We start from the raw sequence: 25435 nt of genomic DNA, 5'->3' as shown, positions 1-25435 counted from the left end.
AGGCCGGGGCCGACCGGCCGCACGACCCCGACCCGAGAGGGAACCGAGCGAAGATGGCCCACGAACCTCGCGTCGGCGCTCCGGCGGCCGCCGTCACGGCCTCGCCGCGGGTACCGTTCTCGTTCGAGATCTACCCTCCGCGCACCCCCGAGCAGCTGCCTGCTCTCTACGAGACCATTCGCGTGCTCGCCGCCGCCGGTCCGCGCTTCATCTCCGTGACGTTCGGAGCGGGCGGCTCGACGACCGACCGCTCGCTCACCGTGCTGACGCACATCCTCCGCGAGACGACCGTTCCGCCCGTCGCGCACGTGACCTGTGTCGGCAGCAGCTACGCCGAAGCCACGACGGTCATCCGCGACTTCCTCGATGCCGGCATCACCCGCTTCCTGGCGCTGCGGGGCGACCCGCCCGTCGGCATCGGCGAGGACGACATCGTGTTCGGCGATCTGGAGTCGGCCGCTCAGCTCGTGCAGCTGATCGGCCGGGTGCAGGCGGAGCGCTCGCCGTATCGGGAGCGTGAGATCCCCGGGCTTCCGGGAGCCGTGCAGGTCACCGACGGCGACCGCGTCCAGATCGCCGTCGCGGCGTTCCCGAACGGTCACCCGCGTTCGCGTCACCGCTACGAGGACATCGACGCACTTCTCGCCAAGCAGGCCGCCGGGGCGACGTCCGCCCTGACACAGCTCTTCTTCCACGCCGACGAGTACCTCGACTTCGTCGAGCGCGCCCGTGCGGCCGGGGTCGTCATCCCGATCGTGCCCGGGATCATGCCCATCACCTCTCCGGGGCGACTGCGCCGAGTGCTCGAGCTCACCGGAGATGCGCGCCCCGACGCTCTCGCCGCGGCGCTCGAGTCGGCTCCGGATGCCGCCGCGCAGCGCGCCGTCGGCCTCGCCCATGCCGCCGACCTCGCGCGGTCCGTTGTCGCCGGCGGCGCCGACGGCATCCACCTCTACGCCTTCAACAACCACGACACCGTTCTGGGCGTGCTGCGCGCCGCAGAGCTGATCTCCGAAGCGAGCCCCTGACGCCGTCCGCTCAGTCGGAGGACTCGTCCGCCGCCGCGCGGCGAAGACCCCAACGACTCCACGCGCGGCGAAGAGCCGCCGCGCGCACGGACTGACCGGCGAGCCACGCGCCGGCGGCGACGGCGAGAGCGATCGCCAGAGCTGCGCCGGTCGCGCCGACCGCCGCCGCCAGCAGCTGGTCGAAGACGGCGGCGGCCGCGGCCGGCGTCAGCGCCGTCCCGGCTGCGGCGGACGACACCGCCGCCCGCCCCGCGGCAGCCGCGATCAGCAGCGCCCCGAGGCACGCCGCCGCCGCGAGTGCGGCCCGCCGGAGGGCGTTCAGGCGTCGCCGCGCGAGCGCGATCCCGCTGAGGAACAGGATGACGGTAGCGACCGGCATCCACCATCCCACCGTCACGCCGAGCGCATATCCCGTTCGAACGGCGGCGAGGGTGTCTCCGGAGCCGATGACCACGACGTGATCGACGGAGGGGATGAGCGTCGCCCACGCCACGCCCTGCGCGCTCAGACGTTCCTTCACGCCCGCCACCACGGCGCCGACCTGGATGCCGAGTCCGGCCTCGGTCTGCACCACGACGCCGGCGCCATCGGAGGTCGCGGCGAGCGTGAGCGCGCGATGAGACTGCCGGAGAAGCTGTTCCCACAGCGACCCGAAGCCGTCTGAGCGGATCGCGTCGGCGATCGTGTCGTGCACGAGAGTCTGCACGGCGGCGGCGGCAGGCGCTTGCAGTCGCCGCAATGCGTCCGCGGCCCGGTCGCCGACGCCCAGCCCGATGATGCCGTCGACGATCGAGCCGGTGAGGGCGTCGGCGTCGAGCCTCGCGTCCACCGCGTCGGCGGATGCCGCGATCAGCGCGTCCTGCACGGTGGTCGAACGGGCCAGCGGCACAAGCGTCGCGGTGAACGCGTCTTCGTCGACCAGCTGCACCCGCGCCCAGACGCTCAGGATGGACAACGGGAGGCAGACGACGGCCAGGACGATCGCGACGGCCGATGCGAGGGCGCGCGCCCGCGACATGATCAGATCGCGCGCAGGACGGCCACGACGCGACCGAGGACCACCGCGTCGTCGCCGAGGATGGGCTCGAAGGAGGAGTTGCGGGGGAGCAGCCACGTGTGGCCGTCCCGCTGCCGGAAGGTCTTCACCGTCGCTTCGCCGTCGAGCATCGCCGCGACGATGTCGCCGTTGTCCGCGGTCGGCTGCGATCTCACGACGACCCAGTCGCCATCGCAGATGGCGGCGTCGATCATCGACTCGCCGCTGACCTTGAGCATGAACAGGTCGCCCTTGCCGACGAGCTGGCGGGGGAGGGGGAAGATCTCCTCGACCTGCTGGTCTGCCGTGATCGGCACGCCCGCCGCGATGCGCCCCACCAGAGGGACCAGCGCCGCATCGCCCACGGCCGGAGCGAGGTCGGCGGGATTCTCGGCGGCGGCACCCGGCAGGTCGATGAGAACCTCCATCGCGCGCGTCTTGCCGGCGTCGCGGCGGAGGTAGCCGCTCAGCTCCAGCTGGTTGAGCTGATGGGTGACGCTGGACAGCGACTTCAGGCCCACGGCGTCGCCGATCTCGCGCATGCTCGGCGGGTAGCCGTGGCGCGCGATGGAGGTCTGGATCACCTCGAGGATCTTCAGCTGCTTGTCGCTGAGGCTCTTCCGCCTGCGTGTCTGAGGCTTCTCGGCCATGTCGCGCGCTCCTTCGATCGCGTCCCCGGAAGGCAGAGCCTTCGAATGTCGGAGGTTGGTGATGGGGTCGTCTTGTCGAAACCGTATCCGGTTTTCGCACGGTCGGACGGCACGCGTGCGCGTGTCGGATTCGATTCATCTGCGAGAACCGTATCGCTTGACACTCGAACACTATCGAAGATAGGTTCGGAACAGAGATTCGCATCCGGCTCTCCCGGCCGAGAGGCGGATGCGAATCTCGACTCGAATCTTCGAGGTGACGCTCTCACCCCCGACGCCGCGGCGCGGGACACGTCTCAAGGAGGAACCCATGACCACGATCGACATCCTCGGCGCCTCGCCCCGCGGCCGTGTCATCGCGGCGGCCCCCGCCACCCGTCTGCGCCTGACGGTTCGTGGTCGCCGGGTGCTCGCCTTCCTCGCCTCGATCCCCGTCATCGTCGCGCTCGGTATCGGCATCGTGTCCGGCGGCGGCGCGCTGGCCTCCAATGAGGGATCCTCGGGAGTCACGTTCACCCACGTCACGGTTCAGCCGGGCGACACGCTCTGGTCGATCGCACGCGCGGTCGCACCTGACGTCGACCCGCGCGACGCCGTCGACGCGATCGTTCGACTCAACGCCTTGGACTCGGGCAGCCTCGATGCCGGACAGAGCATCGCGATCCCGGCCGAGTACTCCGCCGGCCACTGATCAGCCTCGTCCGCTCAACACGGCGACCTCTACGATGGTGAGGGTGAGCGTTCGACTCGATGACCTTCCCCTCAGAGACGACCTGCGCGGCCTGACGCCCTACGGCGCTCCCCAGGCTCCGCTGCCCGTCGCGCTGAACGTCAACGAAAACACGCATCCGGTGCCCGAAGCGGTCGCGGACGACATCCTCGACAGCATCGCCCGTGCGCTCCGGGAGGTGAACCGCTATCCGGATCGCGAGTTCACCGCCGTGCGGGAGGGCTTCGCGGAGTACCTGGGTCATGGCCTGTCGGCCGCGCAGATCTGGGCGGCGAACGGATCGAATGAGGTTTTGCAGCACCTTCTGCAAGCGTTCGCCGGCCCCGGTCGGACGGCCTTCGGTTTCGCACCGACTTACTCGATGTACCCGCTGCTTACTCGTGCCACTGGCGCGACGTACGTGAGCGGGACGCGCGGCGTCGACTACACACTCGCCCCCGAAGACGCGGCCGCTCAGGTCGACCGGGCGCAGCCGGATGTCGTCTTCCTGTGCGCGCCGAACAACCCGACCGGAACGCCACTCGGACTCGATGTGATCGAGGCCGTCTATGACGCCGCACCCGGCATCGTGATCGTCGACGAGGCCTACCAGGAGTTCGCGCCCCGTGATTCCCGGTCGGCGCTGACGCTGCTGCCCGATCGGCCGCGGCTGGTCGTTTCTCGCACGATGAGCAAGGCCTTCGCGTTCGCCGGCGCTCGCGTCGGCTACCTCGCCGCCGACCCCGCCGTCATCGATGCCCTGCGTCTGGTGCGGCTGCCCTACCACCTCAGTGCGCTGACGCAGGCGGCGGCATCGGCCGCGCTGCGTCACGCACCGGCGATGCTCGCGATGGTCGACGAGATCGTCGCTCAGCGCGACCGTATCTCCGCGACACTCGACGCGCTGGGCTACCGCCCCTTCGAGAGCTGGACGAACTTCGTGCTCTTCTCCGGTGTGGAAGATCCTGCGGCGACGTGGCAGGGGCTCTACGAACGCGGTGTTCTGATCCGCGACGTCGGCATCGCCCACAGTCTGCGTGTCACCGCGGGCACCGCGGAGGAGTCGACGGCGTTCCTCGATGCGCTCGCCTCCCTCGGTCCGGGCGGTGCCGGCGCGCACTGACGGTGATCGCGGGGGTAACACGCCGGGCCGGCGCGCGCGCTCTCGGTAGACTCGGCTCATGAGCACCCCGGCCCTCCGCACGGCATCCCTGCGACGCGCGACCAGCGAGTCCACGGTCGAACTCGACCTCGACCTCGACGGCACCGGGCGCAGCAGCATCGACACCACGGTGCCGTTCTTCGACCACCTGCTCACGGCCTTCGCAAAGCACTCGCTCACCGATCTCACCGTGCGCGCCTCGGGAGACACCGACATCGATGCACACCACACCGTCGAAGACACCGCGATCGTCCTGGGGCAGGCGATCCGCCAGGCGCTCGGCGACAAGAGCGGCATCTCGCGCTACGGAGACGCGCTCGTTCCCCTGGACGAGGCGCTGGCCCAGGCTGTGGTCGACATCAGTGGGCGCCCCTATCTCGTCCACACCGGGGAGCCGGTCGGGTTCGAGCACCACCTCATCGGCGGCCACTTCACCGGTTCACTCGTGCGCCACACCTTCGAAGCGCTCGCTTTCAATGCTGGTCTGACGATGCACGTCACGGTGCTCGGCGGACGGGACCCGCATCACGTCGCCGAGGCCGAGTACAAAGCGTTCGCGCGGGCCTTCCGACAGGCGAAGGCGCTCGACCCCCTGGTCCACGGCATCCCCAGTACGAAGGGCGCCCTATGACCGACGCCACCGCAGGGCTCGAGGCCGGTACCCGCATCGAGGAGCGGCCTCTCGTGGCTGTGCTCGACTACGGGTCGGGCAATGTCCACTCCGCGGTGAAGGCTCTCGTCGCCGCGGGAGCCGATGCGCGGCTCACGGCCGATCGTGGTCTGATCCACGACGCCGCAGGTCTGGTCGTCCCCGGCGTCGGAGCCTTCCGGGCCGTGATGGAGTCCCTGCGCGCCACGCGCGGCGACGAGATCATCGAACGTCGTCTCGCCGGAGGTCTGCCGGTGCTGGGCATCTGTGTCGGCATGCAGGTGATGTTCGAGCACGGTGTGGAACGCGGTGACGACACCGAGGGGCTCGGCGAGTGGCCCGGCGCGGTCACCGAACTCGACGCGCCGGTGCTCCCGCACATGGGCTGGAACACGGTGCGGGTGGGCGAAGGCTCGACTCTTTTTCGTGGCCTGGAGCACGAACGGTTCTACTTCGTGCACTCCTACGCCGCCCAGCACTGGTCGCTCGAGGTCACGCGGCCGTTCCGTCAACCCGCCCTCACCTGGTGCGACTACGGCACGCCGTTCCTCGCCGCCGTCGAGAACGGGCCGCTGTCGGCGACGCAGTTCCATCCCGAGAAGAGCGGCGAGGCCGGCATCCGGCTTCTCGCGAACTGGATCTCCTCGCTGCCGCAGGACCTCACCCGCACCCGGTAGTAGTCTCTCTGCTTGTGTGTCCTCGTGTCCGCGCATGGCGGGCACTGAACCCTTCCTGGAGCCATGAACGATTTCGCGTCGACCCCCGAACTGATCCTCCTGCCCGCCGTCGACGTCGCCGACGGCAAGGCGGTACGTCTGACGCAGGGTGAGGCCGGCACCGAGACCAGCTACGGCGATCCCGTCGACGCGGCGTTGGCCTGGGCGCGCGACGGCGCCCAGTGGATCCACCTCGTGGATCTGGATGCCGCCTTCGGGCGCGGCAACAACTCCGCCGTGCTGCGCAAGGTCATCAAGCAGCTCAAGGGCGTGCAGGTGGAGCTGTCCGGAGGAATCCGCGACGATGCGACCTTGGAGGCCGCCCTCGAGTCGGGGGCGAGCCGCATCAACCTGGGCACCGCGGCGCTGGAGAACCCCGAGTGGGCGGCGGATGTGATCGGCCGCTACGGCGACGCGATCGCGGTCGGACTCGATGTGCGTGGAACCACGCTCGCTGCGCGCGGGTGGACGCGCGACGGCGGCGACCTCTGGCAGGTGCTCCAGCGCCTCGAAGACGCCGGGTGCAGCCGTTACGTCGTCACCGACGTCACCAAGGACGGCACGCTGAAGGGCCCGAACCTCGAGCTGCTGCGCGAGGTCACCACCCGCACCGTCAAGCCGGTCGTCGCCTCGGGGGGCATCTCGAACCTCGACGACATCGCGGCCCTGCGCGAGCTCGTTCCGCTCGGCGTCGAAGGCGCGATCGTGGGCAAGGCACTCTATGCGGGGGCCTTCACCCTCGCCGAGGCGCTGGATGTCGCCGCAGGCTGAGAGTCCCGACGACGCCGCCGCCCACGCCTGCGCCGCGGATTCCGCAGGCGTCCCCTGGGAGGGGCGCTCCTTCGAGCCCAATCCGCACGCCGGCGACGACGGCTCTGCAGACCCTGCGCTGCTGTCGGCGCTGCTGAGCTTCCGCCGGGGCGAGGGTGATGCTCGTGCGGTCGTCGACGCCTATCGGACGGCACGCCTGTTGATCCCGCTGGTCGCCGAGGCCGGCGATGTGGGCGTCGCCCCGTCCGGCCACACCGTCGACAAGACGCAGGAGCTGTCCATCGTGACGGTCGCCGCGCCCGACGGGCGGCGTGTGCTGCCGGTGTTCACCTCGGTGGGCACGATGGCGGCGTGGGATCCGAAAGCGCGACCGGTGCCGGCCGACGGCATCCGTACCGCCTTGGCCGCCGCTGCCGACGATACGGACCTGATCGTGATCGACCCGGCATCCGAGACCGAGTTCGTTCTGCGTCGCCCCGCGGTGTGGGCCCTCGGTCAAGGGCTGGCCTGGGAACCCGCGCACACCTCGCCGGAGGTCTATGCCGGGCTGCAGGACTCGATCGGCTCCGAGCTGGGCGTGCTCGACCTGTCGGTGGCGCCGGGGGATCCGCAGGCGCGTCTGCGCGGCCCGGAACTGATCGTCCGTCTGCAGCTCGTGGATGGGCTCGACCAGTCTCAGCTCGACGCCACCCTGCAGCGGCTGGCGGCGCGGTGGGCCGCCGATGATCGCATTGCGGTGCTGGTCGACTCGCTCACGGTCAAGCTCGTCCGCGGCTGAGCGCCGCGCCGGGTCTCACGTGACGGGTCCGGTCCACTTCTCGCCCGGGCCCTTGCCGATCGGGTCGGGGATGACCGAGGCCTCGCGGAACGCGAGCTGCAGCGAGCGCAGTCCATCGCGCAGTGACCGCGCGTGCATGTCGCTGATCTCCGGCGCTCCGGCCGTGATCAGCCCCGCCAGGGCGTTGATCAGCTTGCGTGCCTCGTCGAGATCCCGCTGCGTCTCGGGATCGTCCGCGAGACCGGTCTTGACGGCGGCCGCGCTCATGAGATGCACTGCGGCCGTCGTGATGACCTCCACCGCCGGCACGTCGGCGATGTCGCGGGTGGCGGCGGCGGAGGCACGCTCCTGTTCCTCCCATCGGGCGAGCCGTTCGGCCTCGTGACGGTCGGGGGAGGAAGGAATCGTGTCCACGTGCTGCTCTCTGCTAGACTGTGCGGGCGCCGGAGTGTTCTGCTCCGGAACGAAAGAGGATCACATCCCACCCGCGCTTGCCGCTCCAGGCTACCGGGTCACGCGCTCCGCCTCGTCCGTCGAGGTTGTCGCACCGAGCAATCGGTGCGGGTGAGGGTGCAGGAACGAAGCCGACGTGCGCGTCGTGCGGGGTGGACGTGACGATCTTCCGCCCGAGACACATCCCTGTGTCCGGTGGCACCCACCCGTACGACTAAGGAGTTCCGCATCAGCGATCCCCGCACCAATGACCGCATTCGCGTTCCCGAGGTCCGCCTCGTCGGACCCGCGGGTGAGCAGGTCGGCGTCGTCCGCATCGAGGTCGCTCTGCGCCTCGCTCAGGAAGCAGATCTCGACCTCGTCGAGGTCGCCCCCAACTCGAAGCCGCCCGTGGTCAAGATCATGGACTACGGCAAGTTCAAGTACGAGGCGGCGCAGAAGGCGAAGGAAGCGCGTCGCAATCAGGCGAACACGGTTCTCAAAGAGGTCCGTTTCCGACTGAAGATCGAAGCGCACGACTACACGACCAAGCTCAAGCGTGCCGAAGGCTTCCTGCAGGCCGGTGACAAGGTCAAGGCCATGATCCTCTTCCGAGGCCGCGAGCAGTCGCGTCCGGAGCAGGGTGTGCGGCTGCTGCGCAAGTTCGCCGAGGACGTCGCCGAGTACGGAACCGTCGAGTCGAACCCCACGATCGACGGACGCAACATGGTCATGGTCATCGCCCCGCACAAGAACAAGTCCGAGGTGAAGACCGAGCAGAACGCCCAGCGTGCTGCGAACAAGGAGGCGGCGCGCCAGGCGCGCGGCACCACGGGCGCCGAGCCCGAGGCCGCCCCCGCCGCCGAGCCCGCTCCCGCGGAGTAAGGCCGCCGGCCGGAGGCACAGCCTCCCGGCCCCCAGAGCTCCCGCCCCGCGGGAACCACAACGAAGGATAGAGACATGCCGAAGCAGAAGACCCACTCGGGTGCCAAGAAGCGCTTCAAGGTCACCGGTAGCGGGAAGATCAAGAAGCAGCAGGCGAACCTCCGCCACAACTTCGAAGGCAAGCCCACCAAGCGCACGCGCCGCCTGTCGGCCGATAAGATCCTGGCTCCCGGCGACGCGAAGGTCGCCAAGAAGCTCCTCGGCATCTGAGCGCTGACGCAGACGAGAAAGTAGAAGAAAATGGCTAGAGTCAAGCGGGCCGTCAACGCCCACAAGAAGCGTCGCGTCATCCTCGAGCGCGCATCCGGTTACCGCGGGCAGCGTTCGCGCCTGTACCGCAAGGCCAAGGAGCAGGTCACCCACTCGCTGGTCTACGCGTACCGTGACCGCCGCAAGCGCAAGGGCGACTTCCGCCGCCTGTGGATTCAGCGCATCAACGCCGCGGCCCGTCAGAACGGCATCACCTACAACCGCTTCATCCAGGGCCTCGGCCTGGCGGGCGTGCAGGTCGACCGTCGCATGCTGGCCGAGCTGGCCGTCAACGAGCCGGCCACCTTCGCCTCGCTCGTCGAGACCGCGAAGAAGGCGCTGCCGGCGGACGTGAACGCGCCCAAGGCGTAATCACTGCCCACACAGCACGAGAAGGGGGTGTCCTCCGAACGGGGGACGCCCCTTCTTCATTCCCTAGGATGAGATCGTGCTCGAAAATCCTCGTTCTCCCCGTGTGCGCGCCGTCGCCAAGCTGACCAAGCGCAGCGCCCGACAGGAGACCGGGCTGTTCCTGCTGGAGGGACCCCAGGCGGCCCGCGAGGCTCTCGCCTTCCGCCCCGACACCCTCGTCGAGCTCTTCGCCACGCCCACGGCGATGGAGCGACATCAAGACATCCGGGATGCGGCCGCGGACGCAGGCCTGGACATCGTCTTCACGACCGAGGCGGTGCTGGATGCGATGGCCGACACGGTGACCCCGCAGGGGATCGTCGCCGTCGCGCGACAGTCGCCGACGTCACTCAAAGACATCTTCGCCGCATCGCCGACCCTCATCGCGATCTGCGAAGAGGTACGCGATCCGGGCAACCTCGGCACCATCATCCGCGCCGCCGACGCCGCCGGTGCCGATGCCGTCGTGCTGACCGGACGCACGGTCGATCCCTACAACCCCAAGGTCGTGCGCGCCACGACCGGCTCGCTGTTCCACGTGCCCGTCGCCGTCGCCGCGGAGCTGCCGGCCACCGTCGAACGGGCACATGCGGCGGGCCTGCGCATCGTCGCCGCGGACGTCGGGGGAGAGGACTTCCTCGCCCGCCGAGACGTGCTCGCCGCACCCACGGCCTGGCTGTTCGGCAACGAGGCACGGGGCCTGGACGACGATGCGCTGGCGCTCGCCGACCTCTCCCTGCGACTGCCGATCTACGGTCGCGCCGAGTCGCTGAATCTCGCCACCGCGGCGAGCGTCTGCCTGTACGAGACGGCCTTCGCACAGCGCGGCGATCGCTGACGCGAATTGTTCCGGGTCGGCTACGACTCGGTCAAGATCCTGTGCATAAGTTGGTCGTCTTCCACAGGATCTGCCTAGGCTGGCCCGCATGTCGATTCCGAATGCGACCCCGGCGACGTCCAACATCACCGTGCGCCGCGGGGATCCCCTCGTCGTGGTCAGCAACGTCGAGAAGCACTACGGCGACTTCCACGCGCTGAAGAACATCGATATGACGGTCAACCGCGGTGAGGTCGTCGTGGTGATCGGCCCCTCCGGCTCGGGCAAGTCGACGCTCTGCCGCACGATCAACCGCCTCGAAACGATCACGAGCGGCACGATCACCATCGACGGCAAAGAGTTGCCGAAGGAGGGAAAGGCGCTCGCGGCTCTGCGTGCAGACGTGGGCATGGTGTTCCAGTCCTTCAACCTCTTCTCCCACCTCACGATCCTCGAGAACGTCACGCTCGGCCCCATCAAGGTCAAGAAGATGAAGAAGGCGGATGCCGAAGCCGAAGCCAAGGTGCTGCTGGAGCGCGTGGGCGTCGGGCATCAGGCATCCAAGCTGCCGGGACAGCTTTCCGGCGGTCAGCAGCAGCGTGTCGCGATCGCCCGGGCGCTGGCGATGAAGCCCAAGGTCATGCTGTTCGACGAGCCCACCAGTGCGCTCGACCCGGAGATGATCAACGAGGTGCTCGACGTCATGGTCGGTCTCGCCCAGGACGGCATGACGATGATCGTCGTCACGCACGAGATGGGGTTCGCGCGTAAAGCGGCCGATCGAGTGGTCTTCATGGCCGACGGCCAGATCATCGAGCAGGCACGCCCCGACCAGTTCTTCACGGCCCCCACGAGCGACCGGGCGAAGGACTTCCTCTCCAAGCTGATCACGCACTGACCGAGACGTCCGCGCCTGGCACCGGCGCGGTCAACGAGAGATGGATACGAAACAGGAGGATCACATGCTGAAGAAGAACAGAATCGCCGGCAGCATCGCGGGGATCGCCCTCGCCGCGCTCGCCCTCACCGCGTGCAACAGCGGTACGCCCGGCGCGGAGCCGGGCTCCACCGGCGGTGCCTCGGGTGCCGCCGAGAATCCCTGGACGGTCGCCACCGACGTGACGATCGAGGGCAGCCCCACCTTCGACAAGATCAAGAGCTCCGGCACCGTCACCGTCGGCGTCAAGGAGGACCAGCCGGGCCTGGGTTACCTGGACCCGGTGACCAACACGCGCAGCGGCTTCGACGTCGACATCGCGCGCTGGATCGCCGCCTCGCTCGGCGTCGCCGAGGACAAGATCCAGTTCCAGCCGATCGCCTCGGCCAACCGGGAACAGGCCCTCGTGAACGGTGACATCGACTACTACGTCGGCACCTACTCGATCACCGACAAGCGCAAGCAGCAGATCTCCTTCGCCGGTCCGTACTTCATCACCGGACAGGGCCTGCTGGTCGCCGCCGACAACGACAAGATCACGGGCAAAGACTCTCTGACCGCGGACGACACCGTCTGCTCGGCGACCGGCTCGACCTCGATTCAGCGGATCAAGGATCAGACTCCCGCCAAGACCAAGGAGTACGACACCTACTCGGCGTGCGTCGAAGACCTCAAGAACGGTCAGGTCGACGCGGTCACGACCGATGAAGCGATCCTCATCGGGTACGCGGCCCAGGCTCCCGACAAGCTCAAGGTCGTCGGCGAACCGTTCAGCGAGGAGCGCTACGGCGTCGGCATCGCCAAGGGCGACACCGCGCTGCAGACGTTCATCAACACGATGTTCACCGACGGGGGGTCGACCTGGCAGGCGATCTTCGACAAGAACCTCGGCGCCTCCGGTGTGAAGGCGACGCAGCCCCCGGTCGACGCCGCGAGCTGAGCGGGGCCGGCGGCAGCGACGAGTGCGCTGCCGCCGGCATCCGGCACCGAGACGACGACAACGAGAACGACGGAAGGCGGGGCGGTGGAGATCATCACCAACAACCTCGATCTCTGGGGTGAGGCGCTCAGAGGAACGATGGTGCTGTTCATCGGCGGGGGCATTCTCGCGCTGGTGCTCGGTTTCGTCGTCGGTGCCATGCGGGTCTCGCCGATCCCCGCGGCGCGGGCGGTGGGCACGGTCTACGTCAACTGGATCCGCAACACACCTCTGACCCTCGTCATGTTCTTCTTCGCGTTCTGCCTGCCGATCCTGCTGCGTGAGCGCATCGATGCGATCCTGCTGGCGACGATCGCCCTCGGCGTCTACACGGCGACCTACGTCGCCGAAACGCTGCGCTCGGGGATCAATACGGTCCCGGTGGGGCAGGCTGAGGCCGCGCGCGCACTCGGGCTCACGTTCGGTCAGGTGATGACGCTCGTCGTCCTGCCGCAGGCGACGCGCTCGGTCATCCCGCCCATGATGAGCGTGCTCATCGCGCTGTTGAAGAACACGACGGTCGCCGCCGGCTTCTCGGTGCTCAATCTCGGCTCCGTGCGCAGCAACCTCAGCGAGCGCGGCGAGAACCAGCTCGTGACACTTCTGTGGGTCATGGTCATCTTCGTCGCCCTCGTGCTGCTGCTCGCGTGGCTGCAGCGGGCGATGGAGCGCAGATGGAAGGTCGCCCGATGAGTTCCGTCCTCTATGACGTCCCCGGGCCGAAGGCGATCGCCCGCAACCGCGTGCTCGGTGCGGTGACGATCGTCGTGATCGCGGCGGCGGCGGGATGGGTGATCTGGCGCTTCGCCGCCACCGGTCAGTTCGCCGCCGACAAGTGGGAGATCTTCACCTACGGGACGATCTGGCAGCGTCTGCTCGACGGTGCCCTCGCGACGCTCGCCGCCTTCGCGGCGGCGGCGGCGGGTGCGCTCGCGCTGGGGTTGGTCCTCGCAATCGGGCGTCTGTCGGATCGTGCCTGGATACGCACGCCCGTCGGGTGGGTGACCGAGGTTCTCCGCGCGGTTCCGGTGCTCGTGTTCATGATGCTCCTCTATTACGGACTTCCCGTTGTCGGCATCCGCATGGAGCCCTACTGGGCGGTCGTGATCGCGCTCGTCGCCTACAACGGCTCCGTCCTCGCCGAGGTGATCCGTGCCGGCGTCGAGTCGCTGCCGCGCGGCCAGAGCGAGGCCGGCTACGCGATCGGTCTGCGCAAGGCCGGGGTGCTCCGCCTCATCCTGCTGCCCCAAGCGATCCGCGCCATGATGCCCGTGATCGTCGCCCAGCTGGTCGTCACGCTCAAGGACACCGCGCTCGGCTTCATCATCACCTACCCCGAGCTGCTGTACGTCATCAAGCTGCTCGGCTCGAACGCGGTGTACAGCTCACCGCTGATACAGACGGCCATCGTCGGCGGCACGATCTACGTCGCCATGTGCCTGGCGTTGAGCTACGTCGCGTACCGCATCGAGCAGCGCACGAAGCGGCGTCAGCAGCAGCAGGCCGCGGAAGGAGGCGCGCTGCACCACCCGGTGGGCGCAACGACCGACACCCAGTTGATCGGTCTGCAGCAGGCGACCGATCGCGCCACGGGCAACGAGGGCGGCGGGCCCGGCCGTCTGCCGCGCCGACCGCACTGATCGGCGGGGATCAGCGCGGCGGGGAGGGTTGCCCGCCCCCCGGTAGACTCCTCTCTTGTGTCTGACGCACCCGAGATCACTCCAGAGAACGTCGATGCCGCTGTCGCGGACGCGCTGTCGGCGGTCGCCGCGGCAGGCTCCACGCTCGAGCTGAAGACCGCTCGTGCCGCTCACGCCGGCGAGGGCTCGCCACTCGCCCAGCTGAACGCCCAGCTGCGCCATGTGCCGAACGATCAGAAGGCGGCGTTCGGCAAGCTCGTCGGCCAGGCTCGCGGCCGCCTCGCGCGGGCGCTCGCCGCCCGCGAGGAGGAGCTCGCAGCCGCGGAGTCCGCTGCCCGGCTCGAAGCCGAGCGGGTCGACATCACCGCGATCTCACCGCGAGCGCGTGTCGGGGCCCGGCATCCCGTGTCGCTTCTGCAGGAGGAGATCGCCGACCTGTTCGTCGGCATGGGATGGGAGATCGCCGAGGGGCCCGAGCTCGAGCACGAGTGGTACAACTTCGACGGCCTGAACTTCGACATCGACCACCCGGCGCGCCAGCTGCAGGACACCTTCTTCGTCGATCCGATCGCGCGGCACCTCGTGCTGCGCACGCAGACCAGCCCGGTGCAGATGCGATCGATGCTCGAGCGCGACCTTCCCATCTACGTGCTCTCGCCCGGACGTGTTTACCGCACCGACGAGTTCGATGCGACGCACCTGCCGGCCTTCCACCAGTTCGAGGGCCTCGTCGTAGACAAGGGCATCACGATGGCGAACCTCAAGGGCACGCTGGATCACGCGGCGAAGGTGCTCTTCGGCGCCGAGGCGAAAACGCGTTTTCGCACCAACTACTTCCCCTTCACCGAGCCGTCCGCGGAGCTCGATCTCTGGCATCCCACGTTCAAGGGCGGGCCGCGCTGGATCGAGTGGGGCGGCTGCGGAATGGTCAACCCGAACGTGCTGCGCGCGGCCGGGATCGACCCCGAGGTCTACTCGGGGTTCGCGTTCGGAATGGGCATCGAGCGCACGCTCATGTTCCGCTCGGACGTGCAGGACATGCGTGACATGGCCGAGGGCGATGTCCGCTTCAGCGAGCAGTTCGGAATGGTGGTCTGATGCGCGTCCCTCTGTCGTGGCTGCGTGAGTACGTCGAGCTTCCCCAGGGCGCCACGACCGACGACGTCTTCGCGGCGCTCGTGTCGGTGGGCTTCGAGGAGGAAGAGGCGATCGGCTTCGAGATCAGCGGACCGGTCGTGGTCGGCCAGGTGCTCTCCTTCGAAGCGGAGCCGCAGTCCAACGGCAAGACGATCCGCTGGTGCCAGGTGGATGTCGGCGCGGCGAACGGTGGTGTCCGCGGCATCGTCTGCGGCGCGTCCAACTTCGTCGAAGGGGACAAGGTCGTCGTCTCCCTGCCCGGTGCCACCCTTCCGGGGCCCTTCCCGATCTCCGCGCGCAAGACCTACGGTCACGTCTCGGACGGCATGATCGCCTCGGCCCGCGAGCTCGGGCTGGGTGACGAGCACAACGGCATCCTGCGGCTCGTCGAGCTGGGCCTCGATCCGGAGGTCGGCACCGACGCGATCGCCCTGCTGGGCCTCGACGACGTCGCCGTCGACGTCAACGTCACCCCTGACCGTGGCTACGCCCTGTCGATCCGTGGCATCGCCCGTGAGTACTCGCACGCGACCGGTGCCGCCTTCTCCGACCCCGCCGCCCACGCGTGGGACGACGTCCAGCCCGGCTCCGGATTCGCGATCGTCGTGGACGACCGTGCGCCGCTGCGCGGCCGCGTCGGGGCCAGCGAGTTCGTCGCCCGCGTGGTTCGCGGGGTCGACCCGGCGCGGCCGACACCGCCCTGGATGGTGGCGCGGTTGGCCCTCGCCGGCATCCGCTCGCTCGGCATCCTGATCGACATCACCAACTACGTCATGCTGGAGCTCGGCAACCCGATCCACGGGTACGACCTCGACAGGCTGCAGGGCGGCATCACCGTCCGGCGCGCCGGCGAGGGGGAGAAGCTCACAACCCTCGACGGCAAAGAGCGCACGCTCAGCGCCGAGGACCTGCTCATCACCGACGATTCCGGCCCCATCGGCCTCGCGGGTGTGATGGGTGGCGGGACGACGGAGATGACGGATGCCACGCGCAACGTGCTCGTCGAAGCCGCGATCTTCGACCCGGTGACGATCGCTCGCACGGCTCGTCGTCACAAGCTGCCGTCGGAGGCGTCGCGCCGTTTCGAGCGCGGCGTCGATCCGCTGCTGCCGTTCGTGGCCGCCCGTCGCGTCGCCGACCTCATGGTCGACCTTGCCGGCGGCGCCCTCGACACCGAGCTCGGCGGCGCGCTGTTCGGCGAGGTCTTCGTCGCCGGCATCGAGCTGCCTCACGGGTTCGTCTCGGAGCTGATCGGTGTCGACTACACGGATGCCGAGATCACGAGCGCCCTCGAGATGGTGGGCTGCGAGGTGCTGCCGGGCGAGGAGCTCGACGGCGTGACCGACGGCTGGCACGTCATTCCGCCGACGTGGCGCCCCGACCTCACCGACAAGTGGACGCTCGCCGAGGAAGTGGCCCGCATCCACGGTCTGGAGCGCATCCCGTCGGTGCTGCCCACGCCCCCGTCCGGGCGCGGACTGACACCGGTGCAGAAGGGTCGCCGTCGCGTGGCCAACGCGCTCGCCGCCGCCGGATTCGTGGAGACGCCCTCGTTCCCGTTCTCGACCGCTGAGGCGAACGCTCTGCACGGGTCGGCGTCGGGCGAGCCGATCGCATCGGTCAAGCTCGCGAACCCGCTCGACGGTCAGGCGCCCTACCTGCGCCGTTCACTGATCCCGGGCCTGTTGCAGGTCGCACACCGCAACCAGGCCCGCGGCTTCGGCGATCTCGCCCTGTTCGAGACGGGCCTCGTGTTCACGCCGGAAGAGGGCGTCGCGTACGGCACCGACACCGTGCCGCCGCTGGCGATTCGTCCCGACGACGACACGCTCGCCGCGCTCAACGCCGCGTTGCCGCCGCAGCCGCGCCACGTTGCCGTCCTGCTCACGGGCGACATCGTTGCCAAGCAGCCCGGGAAGCCCCCGATCCCGGTGGATCTGTCGGATGTCCTCGGCGCCGTCCAGACCATCGCCGCAGGGGCGGGCGTGCGTATCGATGTCGCGCAGGGGCAGCGTGCGGCGCTCCACCCCGGCCGCGCCGGAATCCTGACGGTCGACGGCGAGGAGGTGGGCTACGTCGGTCAGGTGCTGCCGCAGGTGGCCGCCGATGCCGACCTGCTGGGCGCGGTCTACGTCGCCGAACTCGATCTCGACCGCGTCCTGCGCCTCGCCGGCGCACCCGACGTGGCGCCCTCGCTGTCGGGATACCCGGCCGCGACGCAGGACGTCTCGCTCGTGGTCGCAGACGGCGTCGTCGCGGGAGATGTCGAGACGGCGCTGCGCGAGGGCGCGGGCGCGTTGCTGGAGGCCGTTCGCCTCGTCGACGACTACCGGGGCACAGGGCTCGCCGAGGGCACCAAGAGCCTCACGTTCGCGCTGCGGTTCCGGGCACCGGACCGCACGCTCACCGCTGCCGAAGCCACGGAGGCCAAGCTGGCCGGCGTGGCGGTGGCCGCCGAGCGTTTCGGGGCGAGCATCCGGGAGTAGTGCGCCTCGGGGTCCGTTCACCGCGACCCCCAATGCCAGGCGGGAACGTCCATGAACCCTTGGCCGACGACGGCCGTGCCGTTCTGATCCTTGCGCAACTCGACGCGAGCCGTCGCCGGGAGTGCCTCGACCAGCTCCCGCGCGTGCGAGACGACGAGCACCTGCGTGTGCTGGGCGGCATGCTGGATCAGCCGGGCGAGGGGCGCGAGCAGCGACACATGCAGGCTCGCCTCCGGCTCGTTGAGCACCAGCAGCGGCGCGGGCCGCGCCGGCAGGAGGGCCGCGCACAACAGGAGATAGCGCAACGTTCCGTCCGACAGTTCCGCCGCCTCCAGCGGGCGGAGCAGGCCGCTCTGGTGCAGGACCAGACGAAACAGGCCCTCGTTCGCCTGGACCTCCACGCGGGACCCCGGGAAGGCGTCGCGGACGGCCCGGTCCAGGGCGTCGCCGTGGCCGGCATCCACGATCGTCGCCCACGTGGCCGCCAGCGTCGCCCCGTCGTGCGACAGCGTCTGGGTGCGCGTCCCGACCTGCGGCCGGCGCGCGGGAGCCTCGGCATCCACGCGGAAATGGTCGTAGAAGCGCCACCCGCCCATCGTGCGTCGCAGCGCCAGCAGCTCGGGCGCGGTATCGCCGTCGGCCAGGTCGGTCACGATGCTCTCGTAGGGCGCGAGACGCTGGTCGAGCTCGGTCCATCCGCCCTCGCGCACACGTGTGCTCTGTCGCCGCCGATCGATCAGCAGCGCGGCGGGTTTGGCCACCGGACCGGCGAAGACCTGCTCGCGTTTGATCTCCGGGTCGCGGGCGAACGGGTTGGCGACGGAAGGGTCGGACTGCGGGATGCCGAGGTCGATGAGGTAGCCGAGCTCGTCGGAGGAGAACCCCAGCCTGAGGGCGATCGGGCCACGGCGCACCGTGCCCTGAGTGCCGCCGTTCTCCGGACCCGCCCACAAGACGGACGGCAGTCCTCCCTCGCGCGCCACGGCACCGACCACCTCGCCACGCGCTGCGGCGGCGAGAAGGCGCAGTGCGCGGTAGAGGTTGGACTTGCCCGACCCGTTGGGGCCGGTGATGACGGTGAGCCCGCCCAGAGGCACCACGACATCCCGGAGGGAGCGGTAACCGGCGACGGCGAGGGTCTGCAGCATGCGGTCATGGTGGCAGACCCGTCCGACACCGCGGGCGTCCGGCGGTCCGTCCACGGGGGTGTTACCGGCCACAGGGGTCGGGCTAGGCTCGGTGGGGATGACTGATACGCAGATGGTGCCCGCCCTGCAGCTTGCAGGCCTCGTGAAGCGCTTCGGCGACAAGACCGCGGTGGGCGGCGTCGACCTGGTCGTTCCCGCCGGATCGTTCTACGGACTGGTCGGGCCGAACGGAGCCGGAAAGACCACGACGCTGTCGATGGCCACCGGCCTCCTGCGTCCCGACGCCGGCGGCGCCTGGGTGCACGGTGTCGACGTGTGGGCCGATCCGGTGCGCGCCAAGGCCATCATCGGAAACCTCGCCGACGGCGTTCGTCTGTTCGACCGTCTCACGGGCGAGCAGCTCATCACCTACACGGCGATGATGTTCTCGGTGCCGCGCGAGCAGATCGCCCCCCGTGTGGCCGATCTCATCGCACTGATGGACCTGGGTGAGGCGGCCGGGACGATCGTCGCCGACTACTCCGCCGGCATGACCAAGAAGGTGGCTCTGGCCTGCGCCCTGGTGCACGCTCCCCGCCTGCTCGTGCTCGACGAGCCGTTCGAATCGGTCGACCCCGTCTCCGCGGCCAACATCGAGGACGTCCTGCGCTCCTACACGTCATCGGGCGGCACGATCATCATCTCCAGCCACTCGATGGACCTCGTGCAGCGCATGTGCGACCACGTCGCCGTCATCGCGGCCGGTCGTGTCCTGGCCGCCGGCACGGTCGATGAGGTGCGCGCGGGCGAGAGCCTGCAGGACCGGTTCCTCTCCCTCGTGGGAGGCCGCCACACCTCGGAGGGACCGCAGTGGTTGCGACAGTCCTGAGGCTGAGATACCGCATCCTCGGCAACACCCTCGCGCGTCGTCCCTGGCAGCTGGTCGGCTTCTGCTTCGGCATCCTGTGGGCGATCGGCATCCTCACCTCCGTGATCGCAGGGCTCGTCGCCGTCGCGGTGTTCCAGAGTCTGGACGGTGCGCGCGCCGTCGCGATCATCGGCGGATCCGCCCTCCTGCTGGGGTGGGTCCTGGGCCCCGTGCTCGTCACGGGCATGGACACGACGGTGGATGCCGACAAGCTCGCCCCGTTCCCTCTCAGCACGCGGCAGATCATGCTGGCCCTCACCGCCACCGGTCTCACCGGCATCCCCGGCATCGCCACCGCGATCGCGGCACTCGCGACGATCGCCCTCTGGGTCCGGTGGCCGCTCGCCGCGGCCATCGCTCTCGTGTCCGTCGCCCTGGCGGTGTTGACGTGCGTCGTGGCGTCCCGGCTCGTGTCCGCGCTCTCGGGCGCCATGGGGGCAAACCGACGCGGGCGGGAGTTCATCGGCACGATCGTGCTCGTCCTGCTGATCATGGCCGGGCCCATCGTGACCGGCACCCTCGCACTGACGTCGACGGCCGGCGTCCGCGAGCGGATCCCCGAGGTTGCGGGCGTGCTCGGCTGGACGCCGATCGGCGCCGCATGGGCCGTTCCCGCCGACGTCGCGGCCGGACAGTGGGCAGCTGCGGCAGCGCGGCTGCTCATCGCCGTGGCGACGCTCGGCGTGCTGTGGCTGCTGTGGGCCCGCGCTCTGCGCGGTGCCGTCACCGCGCCCCGGCAGCGTACCGCCAAGGTCGCGCGTTCGGGATCACTCGGCCTGTTCGGGCGTATGCCCACCGGGGGAGTGGGAGCGACGTGGGCGCGGTCGCTGACGGCCTGGCTGCGCGACCCGCGGTACCTGCGGCAGCTGCTCATCGTGCCGCTGTTCCCGCTGCTGTTCGCGTTCACGGGCGGCATCGACGGCTTCATGTTCTCCAGCTCCGCGGTGCTCGTGGCGCTCGTGCTGTGCCTGGCCGGGTACACCGACGTCTCCTACGACGGCACGGCCTTCGCGTCGGTGCTCGCGACCGGCATCCGCGGACGCGACGACCGTCTCGGCCGCATGCTGGGGGCGGCGAGCATCGGCATCCCCCTGATCGTGCTGCTGGCGGTGGTGACGACGGCGGTGGGCGGGCATCTCGCGCACCTGCCCGGCATCCTCGGGGCCTCTCTCGGTCTGGTCCTCGGCGGCTACGGCGTCTCGGCGGTGTCGTCGGCCCTTCTCGTGACCCCCGTCGCCGCCCCCGGCGACAGCCCGTTCAAGAGCGTGCCGGGTCAGACGTTCCTGACCGGTCTGCTCGTGTTCGTCGTGATGGGCGCATGCCTCGTCATCGGAGCGCCGGCCATCGCGTTCGCCGTCACCGGGTTCATCACCGGCGCGGCCGTCTGGGGGTGGGTGGCGCTCGTCGTCGGCATCGTCGTCGGCGGAGGCGCCGCGGTCCTGGGGGTGTGGCTCGGCGGCCGGACGCTGGATCGCACCGGTGCCGACCTGCTCCAGCGCATCAAGGCCTTCCCGACGACATGACCGATGTCCTGATCCTCGGCGGCACCGGCTGGCTTTCGGGCCGGATCGCCCGGCGCTGGCAGGATGCCGGTGCCGCCGTGACCGTCCTCGCCCGCGGTGCCCGCGACGCGCCGTCCGGCACTCGGCTGGTGGTCGCCGACCGTGACCGCGACGATGCGTATGCCGCCGTCGCGGACCGGGAGTGGGCCGAGGTCGTCGACATTTCCTCGTCAGCCGCCCACGTGCGTGCCGCGACCGCTGCGCTCGCGGAGCGGACGCGGCACGGGACGTACGTGTCGAGCGTCTCCGCCTACGCCACCGACGACACTGCGGGCGCCGACGAGTCCGCCCCCCTCGCGGCGGCCGCCCAGCCCGGCGACCCGTACGACTACCGACGCGAGAAGGCCGCCGCCGAGCAGACCGTGCGGGCGGCGCTCGGCCACCGGGCGGCCGTGGTGCGCCCGGGCCTGATCGCCGGCCCGGGCGATCCCACCGACCGCTTCGGCTACTGGGTCGCCCGCTTCGCCGCCGCCGCGGATGAGCCGGTGCTGATCCCCGACGTGCCCGGTGCGCGCGTGCAGGCGATCGACGTCGACGACCTGGCCGACTTCGTGGTCGAAGTCGGCCAGGCGCGGTTCACCGGTGCCGTCAACGCCGTCGGCGACAGCCTTCCGCTGGAGGCGGTGCTCGCCGCCGCGCGCAGCATCGCCGGCCACACTGGTGCGCTCGTCCCGGCATCCGCGCCGTGGCTCGCCTCCCGAGGAGTCGGGTACTGGGCGGGGGAGAGATCGCTTCCGCTGTGGCTGCCCGATGACATGCCCGGCTTCGCCACCCGCTCCAACGCGGCCTACCGTCTGCTCGGCGGCCGGCTGAGGCCGCTCGAGGACGTGCTGCAGCGCGTGCTCGCCGACGAGCGCGAACGGGGTCTGGACCGTTTCCGTTCCGCCGGACTCACCCGCGCCGACGAGCGGGAGATTCTCGACGCCCTCGCGGAGTGACGGCGTCGATTTGCGACGACGACGCGCCGCGCGATAGCGTCTCCGCATGCACGCCGCCGCTCCTGTCACCGTCCCCACGGTGCTGCGTGCGCGCCGACGTCAGGCCGGCCGCCGACTCTAGGCGACCCCGCGAGCTCCCTGTCGCCGTGACGGGTCGAGTCGCCGGTGTCGCCGCTTCGAGCCCACCGTTTGCCGACTCACGTCACAATAAGGTTGAACAATGACCCTTTCGGTCGCCGTCTCCGGCGCTTCCGGCTATGCCGGCGGCGAGATCCTGCGCCTCCTCGCCGCCCATCCCGACGTCCACATCCGCACCGTCACCGCGCACAGCAACGCGGGCGATGCGCTCATCCAGCATCAGCCGCACCTGCGTTCGCTGGCCGGTCTCACCCTGCAGCCGACGACGCCCGAGGTGCTCGCCGGCCACGACGTCGTCTTCCTCGCCCTCCCGCACGGCCAGTCCGGTCAGTACACCGATGCGCTCGCCGACACGCCGCTGGTCATCGACGCCGGTGCCGATCACCGCCTGACCTCCTCTGCGGCGTGGGACGCGTTCTACGGCGGCGCCTTCCACGAGCCCTGGACGTATGGCGTGCCGGAGCTGATCGTCGGTGCCGGTGGACAGAAGCAGCGGGAGCGTCTCGTCGGCGCCTCCCGCATCGCGGCCCCGGGCTGCAACGCGTCCACGGTGGCGCTGAGCCTCGTTCCCGGCGTCGCTTCCGGGGTGATCGATGCGCGCGACATCGTCAACGTCCTCGCGGTCGGCCCGTCGGGCGCGGGAAAGAGCCTGAAGACGAACCTGCTCGCCTCCGAGATCCTCGGCACCGCCAACCCGTATGCCGTCGGCGGCACGCACCGCCACATCCCCGAGATCCAGCAGGCGCTCTCGGTCGTCGGTGCGGCTGATGCCCGCATCTCGTTCACGCCGGTGCTGGTGCCGATGGCCCGCGGCATCCTTGCCACCTCCACGGCGCCGATCGTGGACGGCGTGACGGATGCCGAGATCCGCTCGGCCTGGGAGAGCGCGTACGACGGTGAGACGTTCGTGCAGCTGCTCCCCGAGGGCCAGTTCCCCCGCACGGCGGACGTGCTGGGCGCCAACACCGCCCTCATCGGCCTCGCGATCGATCGCGCCGCGAACCGCGTCGTCGTCGTGACCGCCGTCGACAACCTCGTCAAGGGCACCGCCGGTGCCGCCATCCAGTCGATGAACATCGCCCTGGGCCTTCCCGAGGCCACGGGTCTGACCGTGAACGGAGTGGCACCGTGAGCGTCACCGCCCCCGCAGGATTCGCCGCCGCCGGTGTCGTGGCCGGCCTCAAGTCGACCGGCAAGCCCGATGTCGCCGTCGTCGTCAACCGTGGCCCGCTGAACGTCGGCGCCGCGGTCTTCACCAGCAACCGCGCCAAGGCGAACCCGATCCTGTGGTCGCAGCAGGCCATCCAGGACGGCGCCGTCGAGGCGATCGTGCTCAACTCGGGCGGCGCGAACTGCTTCACCGGCGCGTTCGGCTTCCAGACGACGCATCAGACGGCCGAGAAGGCCGCCGAGCTGCTCGGTGTCAGCCCCGGCGATGTGCTCGTGTGCTCGACCGGGCTCATCGGCACGGGCGACGAGGTCTTCCGCGCGAAGGTGCTCGACGGCACCGAGCGCGCGATCGCCGCGCTGTCGGACGATGGCGGAGACGGCGCGGCGCGCGCGATCATGACGACCGACACCGTGCCGAAGATGGCGGTGGTCACAGCTGAGGGGTGGACCATCGGAGCGATGGCGAAGGGTGCGGGGATGCTCGCTCCCGGCCTTGCCACGATGCTCGTGGTCATCACCACCGACGCGGTGCTGTCTGCCGCGGAGGCCGATGCGCACCTGCGTGCCGCCACCCGGGTGAGCTTCGACCGGCTCGACTCCGACGGCTGCATGTCGACCAACGACCAGGTCACCCTCATGGTCAGCGGAGCCAGCGGGCTCGCGCCGGATGCGGAGGCGTTCCGCGCGGCACTGATCCAGGTGTGCACCTCTCTTGCCCGACAGCTCCAGGCGGATGCCGAGGGTGCGAGTCACGACATCACCATCCGGGTCGTGGGTGCGGCATCCGAGGACGACGCCGTCGAGGTGGGGCGCTCGGTCGCGCGTAACAACCTCTTCAAGGCCGCGATCTTCGGAAACGACCCCAACTGGGGCCGCGTGCTGGCCGCGATCGGCACGACGCAGGCGGCCTTCGACCCCTACGCCGTGGATGTGAGCTTCAACGGGGTGCGACTGTGCAGCGCGGGTGCGCCGGACCGTCCCCGCGAGGAGGTCGACCTCACGCCGCGTGCGACGGACGTGCTCATCGACCTCAAGGCGGGCGCGGCCGCGGCGACGATCCTCACGAACGATCTGACGCACGACTACGTGCACGAGAACAGCGCGTACAGCTCATGACCGGCAAGATTCAGCAGACCACGCCCGAGGAGGCCGCCGAGAAGGCCGCCGTCCTCATCGAGTCGCTGCCGTGGCTGCAGCGCTTCCGCGAGCAGATCATCGTGATCAAGTACGGCGGCAACGCCATGGTCTCCGAAGAGCTGCAGGACGCGTTCGCGCAGGACATCGCGTACCTCCGGTTCGTCGGTGTCAAGCCGGTCGTCGTGCACGGGGGAGGCCCGCAGATCTCGCAGATGCTCGATCGGCTCGCCATCCCCAGCGAGTTCAAGGGCGGCTACCGGGTGACCTCGACCGAGGCGATCAGCGTCGTGCGGATGGTGCTCACCGGTCAGGTGAACCCGCAGCTGGTCGGGCGCATCAACGCGTTCGGGCCTTTCGCCGTCGGGGTGTCGGGGGAGGACGCGGGGCTCTTCCAGGGGCGGCGGCGCGGCGTGGTGATCGACGGTACCGAGCACGATCTCGGCGCCGTCGGCGACGTCGTCCGCGTCGACCCGCAGCCGGTGCTCGACCAGCTCGCCGCCGGTCGGATCCCGGTGGTCTCGTCGATCGCACCCGACCTCGATAACCCCGGGCACTCGTTGAACGTCAATGCGGATGCCGCGGCAGCCGCTCTGGCCGTCGCGCTGGGCGCGGCGAAGCTCGTCGTGCTCACGGATGTCGCGGGCCTCTACGCCGACTGGCCGAATCGCGACTCGCTGGTCTCGCATCTGACCGCCGATGAGCTGCGCGCGATGATGCCGCGGCTGGAGTCGGGCATGATCCCGAAGATGCAGGCGTGCCTCGACGCCGTCGACGGCGGCGTCGACACAGCGGCGATCATCGACGGACGCCAGCCCCATTCGGTGCTGGTCGAGGTCTTCACGGAGCAGGGAATCGGAACAGAGGTGGTGGCGCAGTGAGCGGCGTACAGAACGTGAGCGTGCA

At 69.8% G+C, this 25435-nt stretch carries 27 protein-coding genes; 23 read left to right on the top strand and 4 right to left on the bottom strand.

Annotated features, from left to right (window positions below; all coding sequences use genetic code 11):
• Nucleotides 1-53: 53 nt before the first annotated feature.
• Nucleotides 54-1028 carry a methylenetetrahydrofolate reductase gene (locus HMPREF1529_RS00220; RefSeq protein ID WP_232212020.1) on the top strand — a complete coding sequence of 325 codons (975 nt, stop codon included), beginning with the start codon at nt 54-56 and terminating at the stop codon, nt 1026-1028.
• A gap of 10 nt (nt 1029-1038) precedes the next feature.
• Here the strand turns inward: HMPREF1529_RS00220 and HMPREF1529_RS00215 are convergent, their stop codons facing one another.
• Both HMPREF1529_RS00215 and lexA read right to left on the bottom strand, forming a co-directional pair.
• Nucleotides 1039-2046: a hypothetical protein gene (locus HMPREF1529_RS00215; RefSeq protein WP_005048884.1), complete on the bottom strand. Its 1008-nt coding sequence runs from the start codon at nt 2044-2046 to the stop codon at nt 1039-1041.
• A gap of 2 nt (nt 2047-2048) precedes the next feature.
• Complete coding sequence (gene lexA / locus HMPREF1529_RS00210; protein WP_005048887.1) at nt 2049-2714, bottom strand: transcriptional repressor LexA; 666 nt, start codon at nt 2712-2714, stop codon at nt 2049-2051.
• Nucleotides 2715-3024: 310 nt separating this feature from the next.
• On the opposite strand from lexA, the gene HMPREF1529_RS00205 reads away from it, so the two are divergent.
• From HMPREF1529_RS00205 to HMPREF1529_RS00180, 6 genes are all read left to right on the top strand, one after another.
• Nucleotides 3025-3405 carry a LysM peptidoglycan-binding domain-containing protein gene (locus tag HMPREF1529_RS00205; protein ID WP_016463242.1) on the top strand — a complete coding sequence of 127 codons (381 nt, stop codon included), beginning with the start codon at nt 3025-3027 and terminating at the stop codon, nt 3403-3405.
• Between the two features lie 34 nt (nt 3406-3439).
• Nucleotides 3440-4546 (top strand): histidinol-phosphate transaminase, encoded by a 1107-nt coding sequence (locus HMPREF1529_RS00200; protein ID WP_005048892.1) that lies wholly within the window; start codon nt 3440-3442, stop codon nt 4544-4546.
• A gap of 58 nt (nt 4547-4604) precedes the next feature.
• The gene (gene hisB / locus HMPREF1529_RS00195; RefSeq protein WP_005048894.1) at nt 4605-5216 is read left to right on the top strand and encodes an imidazoleglycerol-phosphate dehydratase HisB; all 612 of its coding nucleotides are present in this window, start codon (nt 4605-4607) and stop codon (nt 5214-5216) included.
• The gene (gene hisH, locus HMPREF1529_RS00190) at nt 5213-5911 is read left to right on the top strand and encodes an imidazole glycerol phosphate synthase subunit HisH (RefSeq protein WP_005048896.1); all 699 of its coding nucleotides are present in this window, start codon (nt 5213-5215) and stop codon (nt 5909-5911) included. Before hisB ends, hisH begins: the two co-directional genes overlap by 4 nt.
• 63 nt (nt 5912-5974) lie before the next feature.
• Nucleotides 5975-6721, top strand: coding sequence for a bifunctional 1-(5-phosphoribosyl)-5-((5-phosphoribosylamino)methylideneamino)imidazole-4-carboxamide isomerase/phosphoribosylanthranilate isomerase PriA (gene priA / locus HMPREF1529_RS00185; protein WP_005048898.1), 747 nt, complete (start codon nt 5975-5977; stop codon nt 6719-6721).
• Complete coding sequence (locus HMPREF1529_RS00180) at nt 6705-7499, top strand: SseB family protein (protein ID WP_016463241.1); 795 nt, start codon at nt 6705-6707, stop codon at nt 7497-7499. Before priA ends, HMPREF1529_RS00180 begins: the two co-directional genes overlap by 17 nt.
• 15 nt (nt 7500-7514) lie before the next feature.
• On the opposite strand, the gene HMPREF1529_RS00175 is transcribed toward HMPREF1529_RS00180, so the two are convergent.
• A complete protein-coding gene (locus HMPREF1529_RS00175) occupies nt 7515-7913 on the bottom strand; it encodes a DUF1844 domain-containing protein (protein WP_005048902.1) in 399 nt (132 codons plus the stop codon).
• A 234-nt stretch (nt 7914-8147) separates the two neighbouring features.
• On the opposite strand from HMPREF1529_RS00175, the gene infC reads away from it, so the two are divergent.
• The 10 genes from infC to pheT all read left to right on the top strand — a co-directional run bounded on the left by infC (nt 8148) and on the right by pheT (nt 17532).
• Nucleotides 8148-8816 (top strand): translation initiation factor IF-3, encoded by a 669-nt coding sequence (gene infC / locus HMPREF1529_RS00170; protein ID WP_005048905.1) that lies wholly within the window; start codon nt 8148-8150, stop codon nt 8814-8816.
• A gap of 75 nt (nt 8817-8891) precedes the next feature.
• Complete coding sequence (rpmI, locus tag HMPREF1529_RS00165) at nt 8892-9086, top strand: 50S ribosomal protein L35 (protein WP_005048908.1); 195 nt, start codon at nt 8892-8894, stop codon at nt 9084-9086.
• 30 nt (nt 9087-9116) lie between these two features.
• A complete protein-coding gene (gene rplT, locus HMPREF1529_RS00160; protein ID WP_005048911.1) occupies nt 9117-9497 on the top strand; it encodes a 50S ribosomal protein L20 in 381 nt (126 codons plus the stop codon).
• 76 nt (nt 9498-9573) lie between these two features.
• Nucleotides 9574-10374 (top strand): TrmH family RNA methyltransferase, encoded by an 801-nt coding sequence (locus tag HMPREF1529_RS00155; RefSeq protein WP_005048914.1) that lies wholly within the window; start codon nt 9574-9576, stop codon nt 10372-10374.
• Nucleotides 10375-10462: 88 nt separating this feature from the next.
• Nucleotides 10463-11251: an amino acid ABC transporter ATP-binding protein gene (locus HMPREF1529_RS00150; RefSeq protein ID WP_005048918.1), complete on the top strand. Its 789-nt coding sequence runs from the start codon at nt 10463-10465 to the stop codon at nt 11249-11251.
• Between the two features lie 64 nt (nt 11252-11315).
• A complete protein-coding gene (locus HMPREF1529_RS00145; protein ID WP_005048921.1) occupies nt 11316-12230 on the top strand; it encodes a glutamate ABC transporter substrate-binding protein in 915 nt (304 codons plus the stop codon).
• Nucleotides 12231-12314: 84 nt separating this feature from the next.
• On the top strand, nt 12315-12962 hold the full coding sequence (locus HMPREF1529_RS00140) for an amino acid ABC transporter permease (protein WP_016463240.1): 648 nt from the start codon (nt 12315-12317) through the stop codon (nt 12960-12962).
• Complete coding sequence (locus HMPREF1529_RS00135; protein WP_232212019.1) at nt 12959-13909, top strand: amino acid ABC transporter permease; 951 nt, start codon at nt 12959-12961, stop codon at nt 13907-13909. The genes HMPREF1529_RS00140 and HMPREF1529_RS00135 overlap by 4 nt, the downstream gene beginning before the upstream one ends.
• A gap of 57 nt (nt 13910-13966) precedes the next feature.
• Nucleotides 13967-15007: a phenylalanine--tRNA ligase subunit alpha gene (pheS, locus tag HMPREF1529_RS00130; RefSeq protein WP_016463239.1), complete on the top strand. Its 1041-nt coding sequence runs from the start codon at nt 13967-13969 to the stop codon at nt 15005-15007.
• Entirely contained in the window at nt 15007-17532 is a 2526-nt protein-coding gene (gene pheT / locus HMPREF1529_RS00125; RefSeq protein WP_005048931.1) for a phenylalanine--tRNA ligase subunit beta, read from the top strand. Before pheS ends, pheT begins: the two co-directional genes overlap by 1 nt.
• Before the next feature lie 17 nt (nt 17533-17549).
• Here pheT and HMPREF1529_RS00120 read toward each other — a convergent pair whose 3' ends face one another.
• Nucleotides 17550-18680, bottom strand: a complete 1131-nt coding sequence (locus HMPREF1529_RS00120; protein ID WP_016463238.1) for an AAA family ATPase — start codon at nt 18678-18680, stop codon at nt 17550-17552.
• Between the two features lie 97 nt (nt 18681-18777).
• On the opposite strand from HMPREF1529_RS00120, the gene HMPREF1529_RS00115 reads away from it, so the two are divergent.
• The 6 genes from HMPREF1529_RS00115 (at nt 18778) to argB (ending at nt 25410) form a co-directional block, all read left to right on the top strand.
• The gene (locus HMPREF1529_RS00115; RefSeq protein WP_005048936.1) at nt 18778-19548 is read left to right on the top strand and encodes an ABC transporter ATP-binding protein; all 771 of its coding nucleotides are present in this window, start codon (nt 18778-18780) and stop codon (nt 19546-19548) included.
• Nucleotides 19530-21110, top strand: a complete 1581-nt coding sequence (locus HMPREF1529_RS00110) for a hypothetical protein (RefSeq protein WP_016463237.1) — start codon at nt 19530-19532, stop codon at nt 21108-21110. The genes HMPREF1529_RS00115 and HMPREF1529_RS00110 overlap by 19 nt, the downstream gene beginning before the upstream one ends.
• Nucleotides 21107-22087 (top strand): NAD-dependent epimerase/dehydratase family protein, encoded by a 981-nt coding sequence (locus HMPREF1529_RS00105; protein WP_016463236.1) that lies wholly within the window; start codon nt 21107-21109, stop codon nt 22085-22087. Before HMPREF1529_RS00110 ends, HMPREF1529_RS00105 begins: the two co-directional genes overlap by 4 nt.
• A gap of 220 nt (nt 22088-22307) precedes the next feature.
• Nucleotides 22308-23357 carry an N-acetyl-gamma-glutamyl-phosphate reductase gene (gene argC / locus HMPREF1529_RS00100; protein ID WP_016463235.1) on the top strand — a complete coding sequence of 350 codons (1050 nt, stop codon included), beginning with the start codon at nt 22308-22310 and terminating at the stop codon, nt 23355-23357.
• Nucleotides 23354-24511 (top strand): bifunctional glutamate N-acetyltransferase/amino-acid acetyltransferase ArgJ, encoded by a 1158-nt coding sequence (gene argJ, locus HMPREF1529_RS00095; RefSeq protein ID WP_005048946.1) that lies wholly within the window; start codon nt 23354-23356, stop codon nt 24509-24511. Before argC ends, argJ begins: the two co-directional genes overlap by 4 nt.
• Entirely contained in the window at nt 24508-25410 is a 903-nt protein-coding gene (argB, locus tag HMPREF1529_RS00090) for an acetylglutamate kinase (protein WP_016463234.1), read from the top strand. The genes argJ and argB overlap by 4 nt, the downstream gene beginning before the upstream one ends.
• The last annotated feature ends 25 nt before the right edge of the window (nt 25411-25435 follow it).

Source organism: Microbacterium sp. oral taxon 186 str. F0373, from assembly GCF_000411455.1.
In the GTDB taxonomy this organism is placed as follows: domain Bacteria; phylum Actinomycetota; class Actinomycetes; order Actinomycetales; family Microbacteriaceae; genus Microbacterium.
This window is presented reverse-complemented; position numbering and strand designations above follow the sequence as displayed.

Excerpts from the sequence above, each read along its gene's own strand:
- HMPREF1529_RS00220 (WP_232212020.1), top strand. The coding sequence starts at position 54 with ATGGCCCACGAACCTCGCGTCGGCGCTCCGGCGGCCGCCGTCACGGCC.
- HMPREF1529_RS00215 (WP_005048884.1), bottom strand. The coding sequence starts at position 2,046 with ATGTCGCGGGCGCGCGCCCTCGCATCGGCCGTCGCGATCGTCCTGGCC.
- lexA (WP_005048887.1), bottom strand. The coding sequence starts at position 2,714 with ATGGCCGAGAAGCCTCAGACACGCAGGCGGAAGAGCCTCAGCGACAAG.
- HMPREF1529_RS00205 (WP_016463242.1), top strand. The coding sequence starts at position 3,025 with ATGACCACGATCGACATCCTCGGCGCCTCGCCCCGCGGCCGTGTCATC.
- HMPREF1529_RS00200 (WP_005048892.1), top strand. The coding sequence starts at position 3,440 with ATGGTGAGGGTGAGCGTTCGACTCGATGACCTTCCCCTCAGAGACGAC.
- hisB (WP_005048894.1), top strand. The coding sequence starts at position 4,605 with ATGAGCACCCCGGCCCTCCGCACGGCATCCCTGCGACGCGCGACCAGC.
- hisH (WP_005048896.1), top strand. The coding sequence starts at position 5,213 with ATGACCGACGCCACCGCAGGGCTCGAGGCCGGTACCCGCATCGAGGAG.
- priA (WP_005048898.1), top strand. The coding sequence starts at position 5,975 with ATGAACGATTTCGCGTCGACCCCCGAACTGATCCTCCTGCCCGCCGTC.
- HMPREF1529_RS00180 (WP_016463241.1), top strand. The coding sequence starts at position 6,705 with ATGTCGCCGCAGGCTGAGAGTCCCGACGACGCCGCCGCCCACGCCTGC.
- rpmI (WP_005048908.1), top strand. The coding sequence starts at position 8,892 with ATGCCGAAGCAGAAGACCCACTCGGGTGCCAAGAAGCGCTTCAAGGTC.
- rplT (WP_005048911.1), top strand. The coding sequence starts at position 9,117 with ATGGCTAGAGTCAAGCGGGCCGTCAACGCCCACAAGAAGCGTCGCGTC.
- HMPREF1529_RS00150 (WP_005048918.1), top strand. The coding sequence starts at position 10,463 with ATGTCGATTCCGAATGCGACCCCGGCGACGTCCAACATCACCGTGCGC.
- HMPREF1529_RS00145 (WP_005048921.1), top strand. The coding sequence starts at position 11,316 with ATGCTGAAGAAGAACAGAATCGCCGGCAGCATCGCGGGGATCGCCCTC.
- HMPREF1529_RS00135 (WP_232212019.1), top strand. The coding sequence starts at position 12,959 with ATGAGTTCCGTCCTCTATGACGTCCCCGGGCCGAAGGCGATCGCCCGC.
- pheT (WP_005048931.1), top strand. The coding sequence starts at position 15,007 with ATGCGCGTCCCTCTGTCGTGGCTGCGTGAGTACGTCGAGCTTCCCCAG.
- HMPREF1529_RS00120 (WP_016463238.1), bottom strand. The coding sequence starts at position 18,680 with ATGCTGCAGACCCTCGCCGTCGCCGGTTACCGCTCCCTCCGGGATGTC.
- HMPREF1529_RS00115 (WP_005048936.1), top strand. The coding sequence starts at position 18,778 with ATGACTGATACGCAGATGGTGCCCGCCCTGCAGCTTGCAGGCCTCGTG.
- HMPREF1529_RS00105 (WP_016463236.1), top strand. The coding sequence starts at position 21,107 with ATGACCGATGTCCTGATCCTCGGCGGCACCGGCTGGCTTTCGGGCCGG.
- argC (WP_016463235.1), top strand. The coding sequence starts at position 22,308 with ATGACCCTTTCGGTCGCCGTCTCCGGCGCTTCCGGCTATGCCGGCGGC.
- argB (WP_016463234.1), top strand. The coding sequence starts at position 24,508 with ATGACCGGCAAGATTCAGCAGACCACGCCCGAGGAGGCCGCCGAGAAG.